The organism is Dulcicalothrix desertica PCC 7102 (genome assembly GCF_003991905.1).
Lineage (GTDB): Bacteria > Cyanobacteriota > Cyanobacteriia > Cyanobacteriales > Nostocaceae > Dulcicalothrix > Dulcicalothrix desertica.
Map to the genome: position 1 here is coordinate 597,648 of NZ_RSCL01000001.1, position 14,239 is coordinate 611,886.

Annotated in this window: 11 protein-coding genes; 5 read left to right on the plus strand and 6 right to left on the minus strand. The window is 38.0% G+C overall.

Annotation, left to right across the window (positions count from 1 at the left end; genetic code table 11):
* Nucleotides 1-14 precede the first annotated feature (14 nt).
* A complete protein-coding gene (locus DSM106972_RS02670) occupies nucleotides 15-728 on the minus strand; it encodes a PspA/IM30 family protein (RefSeq protein ID WP_127078562.1) in 714 nt (237 codons plus the stop codon).
* A 514-nt stretch (nucleotides 729-1,242) separates the two neighbouring features.
* On the opposite strand from DSM106972_RS02670, the gene DSM106972_RS02675 reads away from it, so the two are divergent.
* Nucleotides 1,243-2,583: a 2-succinylbenzoate--CoA ligase gene (locus tag DSM106972_RS02675; RefSeq protein ID WP_127078564.1), complete on the plus strand. Its 1,341-nt coding sequence runs from the start codon at nucleotides 1,243-1,245 to the stop codon at nucleotides 2,581-2,583.
* Here DSM106972_RS02675 and DSM106972_RS02680 read toward each other — a convergent pair.
* The 4 genes from DSM106972_RS02680 to DSM106972_RS02695 all read right to left on the minus strand — a co-directional run bounded on the left by DSM106972_RS02680 (nucleotide 2,580) and on the right by DSM106972_RS02695 (nucleotide 6,324).
* Nucleotides 2,580-2,996: an acyl-CoA thioesterase gene (locus tag DSM106972_RS02680; protein ID WP_127078566.1), complete on the minus strand. Its 417-nt coding sequence runs from the start codon at nucleotides 2,994-2,996 to the stop codon at nucleotides 2,580-2,582. The two genes, DSM106972_RS02675 and DSM106972_RS02680, sit on opposite strands and share 4 nt — an antisense overlap.
* Nucleotides 2,997-3,094: 98 nt before the next feature.
* Nucleotides 3,095-4,171 carry a T3SS effector HopA1 family protein gene (locus DSM106972_RS02685; RefSeq protein WP_127078568.1) on the minus strand — a complete coding sequence of 359 codons (1,077 nt, stop codon included), beginning with the start codon at nucleotides 4,169-4,171 and terminating at the stop codon, nucleotides 3,095-3,097.
* Between the two features lie 17 nt (nucleotides 4,172-4,188).
* The gene (locus DSM106972_RS02690) at nucleotides 4,189-5,418 is read right to left on the minus strand and encodes an aminoglycoside phosphotransferase family protein (protein ID WP_127078570.1); all 1,230 of its coding nucleotides are present in this window, start codon (nucleotides 5,416-5,418) and stop codon (nucleotides 4,189-4,191) included.
* A 582-nt stretch (nucleotides 5,419-6,000) separates the two neighbouring features.
* Nucleotides 6,001-6,324, minus strand: a complete 324-nt coding sequence (locus DSM106972_RS02695) for a TMEM14 family protein (RefSeq protein WP_127078572.1) — start codon at nucleotides 6,322-6,324, stop codon at nucleotides 6,001-6,003.
* Between the two features lie 16 nt (nucleotides 6,325-6,340).
* Here DSM106972_RS02695 and DSM106972_RS02700 point away from each other — a divergent pair, with 16 nt between their 5' ends.
* The 3 genes from DSM106972_RS02700 to DSM106972_RS02710 all read left to right on the plus strand — a co-directional run bounded on the left by DSM106972_RS02700 (nucleotide 6,341) and on the right by DSM106972_RS02710 (nucleotide 10,540).
* On the plus strand, nucleotides 6,341-7,654 hold the full coding sequence (locus tag DSM106972_RS02700) for an ATP-binding protein (protein WP_127078574.1): 1,314 nt from the start codon (nucleotides 6,341-6,343) through the stop codon (nucleotides 7,652-7,654).
* 187 nt (nucleotides 7,655-7,841) lie between these two features.
* Nucleotides 7,842-9,146 (plus strand): tellurite resistance TerB C-terminal domain-containing protein, encoded by a 1,305-nt coding sequence (locus DSM106972_RS02705; RefSeq protein WP_127078576.1) that lies wholly within the window; start codon nucleotides 7,842-7,844, stop codon nucleotides 9,144-9,146.
* Between the two features lie 68 nt (nucleotides 9,147-9,214).
* On the plus strand, nucleotides 9,215-10,540 hold the full coding sequence (locus DSM106972_RS02710) for an ATP-binding protein (protein WP_127078578.1): 1,326 nt from the start codon (nucleotides 9,215-9,217) through the stop codon (nucleotides 10,538-10,540).
* A gap of 12 nt (nucleotides 10,541-10,552) precedes the next feature.
* On the opposite strand, the gene DSM106972_RS02715 is transcribed toward DSM106972_RS02710, so the two are convergent.
* Nucleotides 10,553-11,869 (minus strand): proton extrusion protein PcxA, encoded by a 1,317-nt coding sequence (locus DSM106972_RS02715; protein ID WP_127078580.1) that lies wholly within the window; start codon nucleotides 11,867-11,869, stop codon nucleotides 10,553-10,555.
* Between the two features lie 91 nt (nucleotides 11,870-11,960).
* Here DSM106972_RS02715 and DSM106972_RS02720 point away from each other — a divergent pair, with 91 nt between their 5' ends.
* Nucleotides 11,961-14,216 carry a PD-(D/E)XK nuclease family protein gene (locus DSM106972_RS02720; protein ID WP_127078582.1) on the plus strand — a complete coding sequence of 752 codons (2,256 nt, stop codon included), beginning with the start codon at nucleotides 11,961-11,963 and terminating at the stop codon, nucleotides 14,214-14,216.
* Nucleotides 14,217-14,239: the final 23 nt, after the last annotated feature.

Genomic DNA, 14,239 nt, shown 5'->3' on the forward strand with positions numbered 1-14,239 from the left:
GTATTTGATTGGACTTATTGAGGTAGCTGTTTCGGATTGGAATCGTTCAACATTTGTAGACGCCGATTAATTTCGTCGTCTGCGGTCATTTGCTCCAGGTCTGCCTGAAGTTTTTCGGCTGGGTTTTCTGATAACTCAGCTAAAGCGTTTTGGCGCAAGTTCCTGCCTTGAACAGCGTTTTTAGCGGTTTCAAACTGCGAACGTGCTGAACCAATATCAAATTCATTGTTGACTTTGGCAATTGCTCCTAAAGCTTCGTTAATTTCTGCTAAGTCCTTCATATTTTGCATATCGGTTTTGTACGCTTCAAGCTTCATTCGTTCGCGGTTTAACTTTTCTTTAGAAGCGTTGACATACTGTTCCGCTTGCTTCACTTGTGCTTCGAGTTGGGGTAATAGTTGCTCTATTTGAATTACTCTTGACATTGCTAAACGCGCAGCTTCTTGATTTCCTGCACGTTGTGCGAGTGCTGCTTGCTGTTCTGCTTGCTTTAATTCCTGGGCTTTTTCTTCGTACTTCTTTTTAGCTTTTTCATATGAGCCAACTTGCATTGCTACAGCTTCTGCAAGCTTTTGAACTGACTGCTGCATTGAGTGTAATGATTCTTCTGCCACTGCTACGGCAACTTTTCCACCTTGTTCTACAGGAATTCCCCATAACCAGTTCCAGGTGCCAACTATAGTTCTTCCAGCTCGCTCACCCATTAACCAATAGATTGCTTTTTTCATATTTATACCAAATTGGAAATTTTTACTTCCAGTCTAATTTAAAGTTATAGTAAACGGCTTCGGTAAATACTCGGTCGATGAATGCGCTTACTCAAGAAAAACAGTTTTTATCAAATAAAATGCAGAAAATATTCATGTTTATACTTATACAAAGAAGCCGGGTTTCTAGGCTGCTGTAAACTACAAAACAGGATGTCTCAATTCCGCATAACAATAAATTTATTTTTTATCGTCATCAGTGACTCTATATAATATATAATGCTTATCTAATTCTTTGTGACTATGCCTATACATTTGAAAACTATTTATATAAACAATTTTAATTTTTTAATTCGTTTTTTTTATTAATACTTAATATATTATTAATCGGTACTTAATTTTTTTTATAAATCACAAAGGTATAAAGCCACAACGCTGTTGTCGGTGCTACTTCCAAAATTCACTGTATTGGGCGAAAATGGCTCATATCATTGAATCGCACTCTCTTAAATATTTCATCTAAATATACAAATATATGGTAAGATTACAAACCTTTGATTTTGCTTGTCATGATTTATTTGGGAGTCTAGTTGAAAATTTCAGTGCAGAACTCGCTTATAATTGCTCTGGCGCCTCAAAAGTAATTATTGCTGAACGCGACCCTGTAAAGTTTCTTGCTGGTTTCCTAGCTGCTGTTGAAGCAAAATGTCAAGTCTTTTTATGTAACCCTGACTGGGGTGACAATGAATGGCGCCAAGTTTTAAATTTAGTACAACCAGATATTATTTGGGGCAAAAAACTTGACACTCAGCACGACTCACTCATTACTCAGCACTCAGCACCCAGCACTCAAAACTCAGCACTAATTATGATTCCTACTGGTGGTTCTGCTGGGAAGGTTAAGTTTTGTGTTCATACTTGGGAAACTTTAGTAGCTTCGGTACGTGGGTTTACAGAATATTTTCAAGTTAGCCAAGTTAATTCTGTTTGTTTGTTGCCGTTGTACCATGTCAGCGGGTTGATGCAGTTTGTACGCGCGTTTACTACTAGTGGAAAGTTGAGTATTTGCAATTTTAAACAGTTGGTATCGGAGGAAGTGCCTGATATTGACCCTTCTGGTTTCTTTATTTCTTTAGTACCTACTCAGCTACAACGATTTTTACTAGACTCACAGTTGACTATATGGTTATCTAAGTTTGAGACTGTGCTTTTAGGTGGTGCCCCTGCTTGGGATGAGTTGTTGGAGAAAGCTAGATATCACCAAATTAGATTGGCACCTACTTATGGAATGACGGAAACTGCTTCACAAATCGTTACGTTGAAACCCGATGATTTTTTAAGAGGTAAACGTGGTTGTGGAAAAGTTCTTCCTCACGCACGAGTTTCGATATGTGATGGTAAAGTTTGTGTTGAATCTGAATCTTTGTTTTTGGGTTACTACGGTGATAATGATAATAGTAATAATTTTCAAATAGATGATATTGGTTATTTTGATGAGCAAGGCTATTTATATATAGTTGGTCGTGATAGTAGTAAGATTATTACTGGTGGTGAAAATGTTTACCCAGAAGAAGTAGAAGCTGCAATTCGAGAAACACAAATGGTGATTGATGTTTGTGTTGTGGGAATTGCTGATAAGTATTGGGGACAAGCGGTTACTGCTGTTTATGTGCCCAAGTACTCAAATACTTCAACTTTTGCGATTGAAACTATTCTAAAGTACAGTTTAAGTAAGTATAAAATTCCTAAGTATTGGGCGCCTGTTTCTGTGATACCACGTAATTTACAGGGTAAAGTAAATCGTAATGAAATTTTGAAAATTGCGGTTGAATATTTGGGTGAGGCAGGCAAAACGCCTACCCTACACGGGATTTAAAATATAGGTACAAATTTATATTGTTGTATCCATTTATTCATTACATTTGGTAATTGCTTTTTATGCCGAGTTGCTGTATCTATACAAGCATGTCTAGTCAGTGCTTTACTCGCCACTAAATCAGCAATAATTATTTCGTAATCTATCTCAAATTTCTCTTCATTTAGTTTTTGTGGTATCAAACGAATTTTTAGTTTGTCACCACAAGTTATTGGACGAAAAAAGTCTACGTTTGCATGAATGATTGGATATGCAACCGATGGGTTTGTAAAAAATTCTTTGAGAATGATACCCGATGCTTCTAAAGATTCTTCGTAAGCTTCGTGGCAAATTTTTAAAACGTTGGCAAAATATAATACACCTGCGGCATCAGTATCTTGAAACCGAACGGTACGATGATATATAAATGGCATTTCTGGCTACCTAGCAAAAATTTATTTTAAACAAGTCCTTTACCTGTTCTACTCTCATATGCTATTCGGCGCCAATATTTTAACAAGAAACCAGGTTTTTATGTGTAAATATCCTCCGAATTGGGGTTAAGGTAAGGATGCTGTAAGTCTATACCAGCTTCGTTAAAACTATTTTCAATGGCTTGCATTTTTTCTTCGATAGATTTTTTACCTTGTTGCCAGGATTGTAACAAAGCATTGGCTATGATTTGACATCTATTCATGCCAAAGCTTTCATTTTTGGCTAAATTTTGCTGTGGTTGTTCTGCTACTCCTAGTCCCGGTGCCAGAAATTTTGTGAATAAGGGTATTTCGGGAAGGAAGTATGATTGATGCTGCGAATATACGGTTTGTAATATTTTACGAATTATTAAATAATCTTGCTTTTGAAATTCAAGTATGCATGAGTCATAGCGACCAAAGGCAGCAGGATGACACAGAACATGATAACTAAAAGGAATTTCTTCTTCGTTAAGCGCAATAGTCAGACTATCTATTAATGCAACGGCGCCTGCTTCCGTAATATTGAAGTATATTCTACTTAATCCGCAATCTGTAAATAAACCATATTCTGGTTGTCCACAATTAGAGACAGCAATATAGTATCCGTTTTGCAAGCGGTTTTTTGGTAGCCATATAGATATATAGTCACCACGTTTAGGTGCTGGAGTAATTTCATAAACATGATTACTATCAACGTACATGGTTAAGCCACCTTTAATTACGGCTAAACTTGCATCTGGTTCGCGTCGTAGTACCGACCAGCCAGAATCATAATAACCGGCGCCGTGGTTATGTTCGTGGAGTTGCGCTCTTAATTCTTCATCGATTCCCAGAATTGAATTATTCTCTAAGTTGTGATGCAGTGCGTATATTCCGGTTACACGTGATGGGGGTTTACTCAAGATATTTTGTAGCGATGCGTTGAAATAAATCCCAAAAATGAAATTACGTAGTAGCAGCGCGTAATATTTTTGCTGTAATTGAGCTGGGTTACGCTGAAAACGCGCTACCACGTCAGACGAAAGAGCAAACTTTTCAAAGCTAGGATGACGAATACAAAAATTATCTGAGATTTCAATATCACTAGCTATTGCACGTAAGGTATCGACAGAAGAAATAGCAGTTTGTAGCATGTGGTTGTTTTCCCCTTTTAACATCCGCGTAAACGAGGTTTTTCGTAGTAAATTCGCAACAGATTTTCATGTTCGCGTTCTGTTACACTTGGTTTTTCAAGTTTTTGCAGTGGTCTAAGAATTTCTGACTCGTTGACTCCAAACACTGTGTTGATAGACTCGAATGGCATTGTTAACAGTGTTTTGGATGTCAAGAGTATATTGAGTTGGGTGTTATTAAAGCTTTGCTGAGATTTGATATCTTGCTCTAAACTGTTCATTAAAGCTAAACCCGCAAACTGCACTACGCGCGTTATAAAATTTTTGCGGTATTCCATAATCATTGGAAAGGCGCCTATATAAGCACGGGTCAATGCTAATATCGAAGGTCTAAGTGTTTCAAGCTCAATCAAAGCTAACTGTTGCGATTCTTCTAATTCCAACGTCTCGTCAACAATTATGCTAGATAACCAAATTCGTAGATAATCAGCAATTAAAGTTCCTAAATCGAACGCTGGTTCACCCCATGCCGCAGCTTCCCAATCGATAAACCGTATTAAGCAGTTATCGAGTTTATCCCAACGCGCATGAACGAGAATGTTTTCTAATTTCAAGTCATTGTGCGTCAAACAGCAAGGACTCCATTCACATGCTAAGTCGGCAATAGCTGATTCTAAGATTTCGTAGCGTTGGTTAAGTACATAAAAGTCAAGTGCAGATTGCTCCATTAATCCAAACATCTCTGGTGTGACAAACCCCGCTCCCTGCGCTGGATTAAAAAATTCATAGCGAATTGCCCCATCTGGAGCAGTCGTCATAAAATTACGATATTCACGACGGTTGTATGTACTGCGATGTAGCGCTGCTAAGTTACTACCTACCGTAGCTGCTATCGTTTCGGGGTAAATACCCTTATGCCAATAAAAACTGCCTAATTCTTGATAATCATCAAGATAATTACGAACCAATATTGAATTTTCTTCATCGAAATGCACCACCGTACAGGACAGCGCAGTAATGTTTCTCAACACTGGAAACGCTTGGGTTAACTGGTGCTGAAGAAGTTCGTTAAACAGTGAGTGAGGAATTTCATTATTCAAACCGCGTTCTTGCTTGACTAGGAGCTTTTGTCCTGCTTGGGTAACAACAAAATTACGATTCTTACAATCTGGCAATTGAGAATCAAATGAAGCTCCATCTTCTAAGCTAAACAGACCTGCGACTTGCAGGTACTGGATAACGTTGTGTGAAGACAGTGAAAACACCATGTACTAGTTCCTACCTAAATTATTGCAAAACTTAAAAACATAACAGCGAGCAAAATACTAGTTGTAATTGTCACTATCTACTAATATCCGATTTGTGGTAGCAAGACTTGCCAAAATGGCAATAAACCCTTTACTTTTTCTTTAAATAATGCTTATCAGAGCCTTGAAATCTTTAAATAACATCAGAACAATTCGCCAACGAGCGCATGTTCACGAGTTACATTTTTCATTTAGTTCTGCTCTAAATCAATAATAAACATACCTGTAAATTTACCCAACATCTACACAGTACATAAAAACTTCGTTGAATTCCGGATAGGTTCAATGTTTTTTAATGGGAATTTTTAATGTGATACTTTAATAACCTGAAATCCTTATTAATTAAGCTTTTTACCCAAATATGATTATGATTCAAGGCGCCATACTGAGGTTGACATCATAATATTTTTTTACAAGTTAAGCCTTTTTTGTAACTTTTGTAACAATTTGTTCTGAAGGGATAAAAATATGCTTGATATGATTTTTAAATCAATTTACTAATATTTATAGCTTGGGTTTGAGCCAAGCTACAGTTTGTCTACACTATGTGGAAGCTTTAAAAAGCTGACTTGCGATAACAAGAAGTGTTACAACTCCTAAAACAGTCATTAAACCCGCAGGCATAAATTTACGTGTTTTTTGTAATCTTAAAGCAAAAACTATAACTAAAATATCCGTAATAATCCCGGCAAAGACAAAACCATAGCTTTGTCCTTGAAGTTGAATTATACCAGCGATAATTAGTAGTAAGCCACTGATGGCGCCACTAATTAGGGAAATTTTACTTCCAGCTTGCTTGTAGCCAATAATGCCACCAACAATTGATAAAATACCGTAAGTAAACGTGATAATAGTAGCTAAGTTCATTCGCGAATCCTAATGTATGGACAATCAAGCAATCGCCAAAGTGCAATATCTCCAACGTCAAGCAGCTTCTCTTTTAATTTATCAGTCTGTGTTAACAGGAGAAGTCGGAGGCGCCTTTTTAGATTTGCTGCAAGCGATACGTTATAAAGAAGCTGACGCACGCAGTTGTTTGCAAGCTTACGGCAATTACTTTAAATCGCTGGCAACGCTAAATCAAAATTGGGAAGATTATTTAATTCTCAAAATTTTACGCTCGGATAATCCTTTCTCGAAGTTAGCGCAGCAGCAAGATATAGAAAGTTTACCAGTACCACTAATTGCCGCAGTGGAACATGACTTACAAATACTCCAAACGCTTTATGAATGTAGTTGTGCAGTGTTAAGTGAGTGGGTGCAGTCTGTTGCCCATCTTCCTGTATCGCCAGTTATATGGTATGTAGAATCAGATAATGTTGAAACTGTAGAGACGTTACATGTAACGTCTCTACAAAAATTTGAAAACTGGGCAGATGCGACAGAGATGTTAGCTTCTTATTATCGGCAATATGGCACAGGATTATTTGCTGAATATAAAGCTTTGCGCTGGCAAGCTAATAACTTTGTTGGTATTAAAAATCCTGACTCAGTTAAAATTAGTGAATTGGTTGGCTATGAGTTACAGTATGAGGCTTTATTAAAGAATACAGAGTTTTTACTAGCTGGAGTTGGCGCCTTACATGTTTTGTTATATGGCAGTCGTGGTTCTGGGAAGTCGTCTTTAGTCAAAGCTTTATTAAACGAGTATTGGCAACGGGGGTTAAGATTGCTCGAAGTCGCAAAATCTGAGTTGAAGGATTTACCTATGATTGTCGAGCAGTTGCGCTCTGTGCCGCAAAAATTTATTGTATTCGTTGATGATTTATCGTTTGAAGATGACGACGATGCTTTTAAAGCGCTCAAAGTTGTATTAGAAGGTAACTTGACAGCGCGTGCTAAGAATGTAGTGGTATATGCTACATCAAATCGGCGCCATTTAATTCGCGAGTATTTCGCTGACCGACCAGCACCACGTGATAACGATGAAGTTCATGCTTGGGATACGATGCAAGAAAAACTATCCTTTAGTGACCGCTTTGGTTTAACTTTGACATTTGAAGGCGCCGACCAAAACACTTATCTTAAAATAGTGAGGCATTTAGCTTTGCTAGCTGGAATTAATATTGATGATAAAGATTTACAGTATCAAGCGCTACAGTGGGCAACTCGGCACAATGGACGCTCAGGAAGAACCGCGCGACAGTTTGTCGATTACTTAAAAGCTGATATAGCAGTGTTTGGAGAGAAAACTTAAACACGCACCCGAAAGTGTATATACAGGTAAGTATTCCATTTTTTTGCGACATGAAGTAAAGTGTTATACTCACTCTTTCCTTATCTCGCTTTTCAGTGAATGTAGAATATATATAAAATCTCGCAGGAGAAACCAATAGTCAATAATATTCATCCAACTACCTACCCGACTCGCGCACACAATTAATATGCAGCCAGCAGTGTCAAGCAATCGATTTCTTATAGGTACAATTGCATTTGTTCTCAGTTTTGGGCTGAGTCTTATTTTTAAGTGGAATTTCGGTGAAGCCGTTTTTACCGGAATAATCACCGTAATGGCAACTTATATTGCTGCCTTTTGTGTGGATAAACGGCGCCGAAATTATGAAATGCTGATTCTTGAATCTTACAGAAAGCGGATTCGCGAACTCGAAGGTGTAGAAGCTAACTTTATTGCCGAAATTAACCAATTAGAAAATCATCGTAATATATTATACAACGAAACCAATCAATTACAGAGTCAAATCAGCGAGCGTCGTAACCAACGCGAAATTCTTAACCGCGAGCTAGGTAGTTTTGTGGGACAGAAAGCCGCACTTGAAACGACTTATAATAGATTGCAGCATGAAATAGAGAATATTGAAAGAAGTAAAATAGAGTTGCATAACTCATTTGCTGCTGAAAAACGTAAGCAAGATTTGAATGTTAGTGTTTGCCGCGCCGAAATTACACAGTTACAAATACATATAGCAGAGCTAAAGAAACAAAAAGAAGAATTTGAAAATAATTTAACTTTATTAGAAAGACTAAAACCACAACTCGAAGAAAAGCTGCATGAACTGCGGGTACAAATTCAAGAGTTAGAAGTTAAAGAAAATCATAAAAACAGTATAATATCAGAAAAATCTAACGAGCGTAAAACATTAGATTCTAAAATTAAATCTCTTCAAACCAAACTAACCACAAAGCAAGAAGAGTTAAAAACTTTACAAGACCAAGTATCATTACTGCAAGACGAACGAAACTTGTTACAAACCCAAGTTTGGGAACTTTTGCAGTCAGCAGAAAAACTTAACCCAGAATATAGTATTGAAGAGAATCATAATATATATGATAACGGTGTAGAGGCAGAAGCAGAATTTCCATTTTCTGATTTACTCGGAATTATAGAACCAGTATCAACTCAAAATATTCAATCACAAAATCAAATAGTTGAATTGTCAGGAGAATGGGATAATTTTAGGCGCCAGTTAAACCAAAGCGAGTTTTTAGTATTAAAAGCTATATTAGAACAAGAAAATCCTAACGCTTCAATTAAAAAAATAGCAGAAGAGAATATTACAATGCCAAGCTTGTTAATTGATGCAGTCAACGAGTTAGCGAGTAATACGATTGGTGAGTTGATAATTGAAACCACTTCTGAGTATCCCAAAATATATACAGAACACATCGAAAATGTTTGTATTATAATTAAAGCATATGAAACAGCTGCTACCGAAACACACTTCGCCTAATTATGTTAGAACTAACGTAAAATAAAATATGGCAGATTTTTAGTAGGCCTGCCTAATAGAGGTTTCAAATGGCAAAAGTTAAACTCCCAAAAAAAATATCTATTGGCTTGATAAATTCTTTGGGTGCGGGGGTAGTGCCAAGAGAAGGGGTTGAGCATATTGCAGTCGGACGAGAAAAAGAACTTCAAAGTCTTATCCAAAATCTTGATGATATGGCTGAAGGAGTAGCGGCTTTTCGTTTTGTTATTGGTAATTACGGTTCCGGTAAAAGCTTTTTGCTGCAACTGCTGAGAAACCGCGCAATGGAACAAGGTTTTGTCGTTGCAGATGCGGACTTATCATCGAGTCGGCGCCTAGCTGGAAGTAATAACGAAGGACTTGCCACTTATCGAGAAATGATGAGTCATCTCTCTACAAAAACTCGTCCTGATGGTGGCGCCTTAGTTTCAATATTAGAAGGTTGGATAAACAAAATTCAGCAAGAAGTCGCTTCAACTTCTGGAATGCGTCCTAATGATGAAGGGTTTGACGACAAAGTAGAAGACAAAATTCGCGAAGTCGTGCAATATATGGAAGACTTAGTTCACGGCTTTGATTTTGGTAGCGTCATAAGTGCATATTGGCGAGGTTACCGTACTGATGACGATAATTTAAAAAATTCCGCACTTCGGTGGTTACGTGGTGAGTTTACCACAAAAATCGAAGCTAAACAAGCTTTGGGTGTGCGCGTAATTATCGATGATGAAAGTTGGTACGATTACATCAAACTTTTAGCCAAATTTGTCGCCGAAATTGGTTATAAAGGGTTATTGATAATGCTTGATGAAGCTGTGAATTTGTATCAAATCCCTACAACTGTAACACGTGAGAAAAATTACAATCGTTTATTAGGGATATTTAATGATACGATGCAGTGTAAAGCCGAGCATTTGGGTGTATTAATTGGTGGAACTACGAAATTTTTAGAAGACCCAAATAGGGGATTGTTTTCTGACTTAGCATGGCGCCGACGTACAAAAGAAAGTCGGTTTGTAGAAGCTGCTGGTGTACAAGAATTTATGGGTCCAGTTATTCGTTTAAACCCACTCAGTGAGGATGAAATTTTAAAGCTATTGCAAAAAATCGCTGACATTCATGCATCGAATTATAATAGTACTGCTTTGGGTATACGCGAATGTAAAAGCTTTGTCAAAGAAATAGTCAACCGTTTAGGCGCCGATGCACTATTAACTCCTGGTGAAATAGTTCGTGATTTTATCAGCATTTTAAACATTATGCATCAAAACCCACAACTCAAGTTTGAAGACATTATTCATGGAGATAACTTTAAACCAACTCTTGCGGGAGTTGATGCACATGAAAGTGATACGGATGTTGCCGAGTTTAGTTTGTAATTAACTAACTAATTACTCGTTCATATTACGATAAGTCGCAACTGCCGAAGGAGAAACGCGGTTCAAATAACGGAATATCCAATACTTGAAAATAGTGTCTAAAATCACAGGGAATGTTGCGATGAATAAAAATATAAAACTGTGATTTCCTGGCAGTCCCCAGTGACGCGAAATACCTTCTAAAATCACTTCCCAACCGTGTGGGGAGTGGAAACCCACAAAAATATCGGTAAACAGAATAATAATAAACGCTTTGGCACTATCGCTTAAACCGTAAACAATATGGTCAAAGAAATCTTTTAAAACGCTAATTTCACGCTTGCTAACCAGTAGAAGCCAAGTAAAAGCAACTACAGATGTCATATCTGAAAACACATTTTTAATTGCGTTAGAGCTTTCAAAGCGGTACTCTTCAGCTAGTTCGCGCGCTTCTTCTTGAACTTTTTCTTCTAACTCGGTCGCGGACATTGGTGCTATTAGACCAACTAAGCTTTGAAATTTAATTCTTTCTTCAAATCTTTCCAGTTCTGTTAGTGCTTCTTCTTCCATTTCGTAATTTATGAAAACCCTGACGCTTTCATTGTTACGAAGATGGTCTACTATGGGACCAACAATAAAGGCTTTTGATAATTGATGTGTTAAAATTGGTACTATAATTAATAGTAAAATAAACCTAACTGATATTATGGTACGACGCTGCGCTTTACGGAAATTTTGAACAACATCTTGTTCTGCCGTTGGGTCTAACTCAACTTGCAACCGACCGATAGTACCTAAAATGGAACGAGGCAAAACTCCGGTTGTATTAGTTTTACCAAGTTTTGGATTAGTTGATTCTCGAATTTCAAGATTTCTTAACCCTGGTTGAGAAAACGCTGTTTCTGTTTGTGCTATATGTGAACCAAAAAGTGCTGGAGGTGCAATTATCTCGTTATCAGTATCAATATTGGTATATTTTGCTGTAATTTCATCAATAATTTTTAACTTCGTTAATACCTGTTCGGGATTAACTAATTCTACCCCATACCTTTGGGCGCCACGAGTATTCGACTCGTTAAAAAAGAAGCGACTAGAATTAAACTCAGTGAGTCTCATTCTCACAAGTCTTAATTGTTTTCGAAGGGAGGACTCAAAGTAGTCATTTACACTGCTTCTTGAAGCTGGGTCAATGCTTATTTGACTACCATTAAAATGTTCATCTTCAATTTGCTTGATATATAAAGCTGCTTGGTAAGCTTCTTCTAAAGAACGTGCTGGTGTTTTTAAATACCACTTATAAAGTGATACCAAGTAAGCATAAACTTTTTGAGAGATACTAAGGTTATTCATTGCAGGCAACTATAAGCGCATTATAAGCGTAATTGATTAACCTAGGAGAGTGCATAGGAGTAATACTAACAGATTGACAAGGAGACAGTTTGTGATTTTTGATTTGCTCTGGGTAACAGGTCCTAGTCGCAGCGGAAAAACTACTCGCTTAGTCGAGCAGTTTTGCTTTTGGGTGCAAGGCACCTCTCCCACTAATGAAACATTTTATACTAAAAGTACAAGTAAAAAAAGTAGTATTAATACCCCGAAGCGTTTATTTATTCACCCAAGCGAACCAGGAGTTTTGGTGTTTGCGGCGAATAATGAAAACAGGAGTGAATTAGCAGATAAAATTGTAACAGCCACACAGGGTAAATACCCAATTCGCGTCAAGACACCTTTGACATTTTTTCAGGAAGAAGTAGTATTATTTTTTCCTTTATTGGTAGAGTTATTGAATTTAAAAGCACAATTTCCGGTGCGTTTGCGTCCAGAAACCGAGCAAGAGTTAGCGAGAAGATTATGGCGTCCGCATTTAGATGACGAAGTGTTACGACGTGCGGGTGTGAATGAGTATCGTTTTGTGCGTCGAGTAATTGACTTAATGCAGTTAGCAGCAGTAAGTGGGAATAGATGTGAGGATATAACGAGTTTATTAAGTGAAGGGTTAGGAAACGCGACTAATTTGGAACCCGAATTTTATTCTGAGTTAATTATAGAGTGGCGTGACTGGTGTAGAACACGCGGTTTTTTGACATATGGAGTAATTACAGAGCTTTTTTGTCAACATTTATTACCGAATGAAAGTTATCAACGGCGCCTGCCTTCGCGGTATCAGGCGATAATAGCAGATGACGTTGGTGATTATCCGGCTGTGGCGCGTGATTTATTTGAGGTGTTGTTGGATAAGGGAGCGATAGGCGCCTTTAGTTATAACCCTGATAATATAGTGCGGTTGGGGTTAGGCGCCGACCCAGCTTACCTAGAATCTTTAGCCGAACGTTGTCAAGTAGAAACACTGACACCCCTATCGAGTGTAGGTTTAGGTGATGCACTCACAACACAAATGGTGGAAATTATTAGTGAGCCAATGACGTTGCTAAACTTTCCTAATAATATCCAATCAATTCAAACCACATCGCGAGCCTCATTACTGCGTCAAACAGGTGATACAATAGTCTCATCTGTTAAATTAAAGCAAGTAGAACCAAAAGATATTGTGATAATTGCACCTGGTTTAGATGCAATTGCGGAATATACTTTGACATCTATTCTTAGTAAGCAGAATATTCACGTTAACTTATTAAACAACCAGCGACCTTTAATCGCATCACCTTTAATTCGGTCATTATTGACATTGATATCTTTAATTTATCCTGGAAATGGGCGCCTGGTTGACCGAGATGCAGTAGCGGAGATGTTAGTAATATTGAGTCGAGGCAACTTAGCATCAAGAAGTGATAGCTCTGCTATAGAAAGTTTAGACAACAACATACGAGACAACCAACTAGCAACACCTCACTATCCACATATCGACCCAGTACGTGCAGGTTTAATAGCAGACTACTGTTTTGTACCACACCCTGATGCACCTAATTTATTACCACCAACAAGTTTCGACCGTTGGGACAGGTTAGGTTATGCAGCAACCAGAGCATACGAACAAATATTACAGTGGATAGAAACACAACGAAGCAGACAGCAAGAACGTGTAATACCCAGTCCCATATCGTTATTGTACGCAGCCATAGAGAAATTTTTTCTCAACGTCACAAACTTACCCTACGACCAAATCACAACACTGCGGGAATTACTAGAAACAGCACAACACTACTGGGAAATTGATACTAGACTACGAAGTCAGAAACCAGGAGAAGATGGAAGCAAGACACAGCAACTAACTTTACCAGTTTTTAATGCCCCATTCGCAACAAATTCCACAATTGCAGAATTTATTCAACTATTACGACGTGGAACAATAGTGTCATATCCTTACCCAGTTCGTCCGGTTGGCCCAGCAGCAAACGCAGTCACAATATCAACAATATTCCAGTACCGTTCAAGTCGTAAAGCCCACAAATGGCACTTTTGGCTAGATGCGGGTTCATACTTATGGGCAAAAGGTGGTGCTGCAACATTATACGGCGCCAACTTATTTCTACGCGATAGATTGGGTCAACCTTGGACCGCAGAAGACGAAACCCTCGCAGAAAACCAACGAGTCAAACGCATTTTAGCCGACCTACTCGCGCGTGTATCCGACCGACTATATCTATGTCACAGCGAACTAGCAGTAAACGGTCAAGAACAACTAGGCCCCTTACTACCCCTAGTCAACGCTTCCCTACCACTTACCAATGAAACCTAATAAATTATCTTGTAATAAATTAT

Bases quoted from the DNA above. Each gene is read 5' to 3' on its own strand.
- DSM106972_RS02690 (WP_127078570.1), bottom strand. From the start codon at position 5,418: ATGGTGTTTTCACTGTCTTCACACAACGTTATCCAGTACCTGCAAGTC.
- DSM106972_RS02700 (WP_127078574.1), top strand. From the start codon at position 6,341: ATGGACAATCAAGCAATCGCCAAAGTGCAATATCTCCAACGTCAAGCA.
- DSM106972_RS02680 (WP_127078566.1), bottom strand. From the start codon at position 2,996: ATGCCATTTATATATCATCGTACCGTTCGGTTTCAAGATACTGATGCC.
- DSM106972_RS02685 (WP_127078568.1), bottom strand. From the start codon at position 4,171: ATGCTACAAACTGCTATTTCTTCTGTCGATACCTTACGTGCAATAGCT.
- DSM106972_RS02695 (WP_127078572.1), bottom strand. From the start codon at position 6,324: ATGAACTTAGCTACTATTATCACGTTTACTTACGGTATTTTATCAATT.
- DSM106972_RS02715 (WP_127078580.1), bottom strand. From the start codon at position 11,869: ATGAATAACCTTAGTATCTCTCAAAAAGTTTATGCTTACTTGGTATCA.
- DSM106972_RS02705 (WP_127078576.1), top strand. From the start codon at position 7,842: ATGCAGCCAGCAGTGTCAAGCAATCGATTTCTTATAGGTACAATTGCA.
- DSM106972_RS02670 (WP_127078562.1), bottom strand. From the start codon at position 728: ATGAAAAAAGCAATCTATTGGTTAATGGGTGAGCGAGCTGGAAGAACT.
- DSM106972_RS02675 (WP_127078564.1), top strand. From the start codon at position 1,243: ATGGTAAGATTACAAACCTTTGATTTTGCTTGTCATGATTTATTTGGG.
- DSM106972_RS02710 (WP_127078578.1), top strand. From the start codon at position 9,215: ATGGCAAAAGTTAAACTCCCAAAAAAAATATCTATTGGCTTGATAAAT.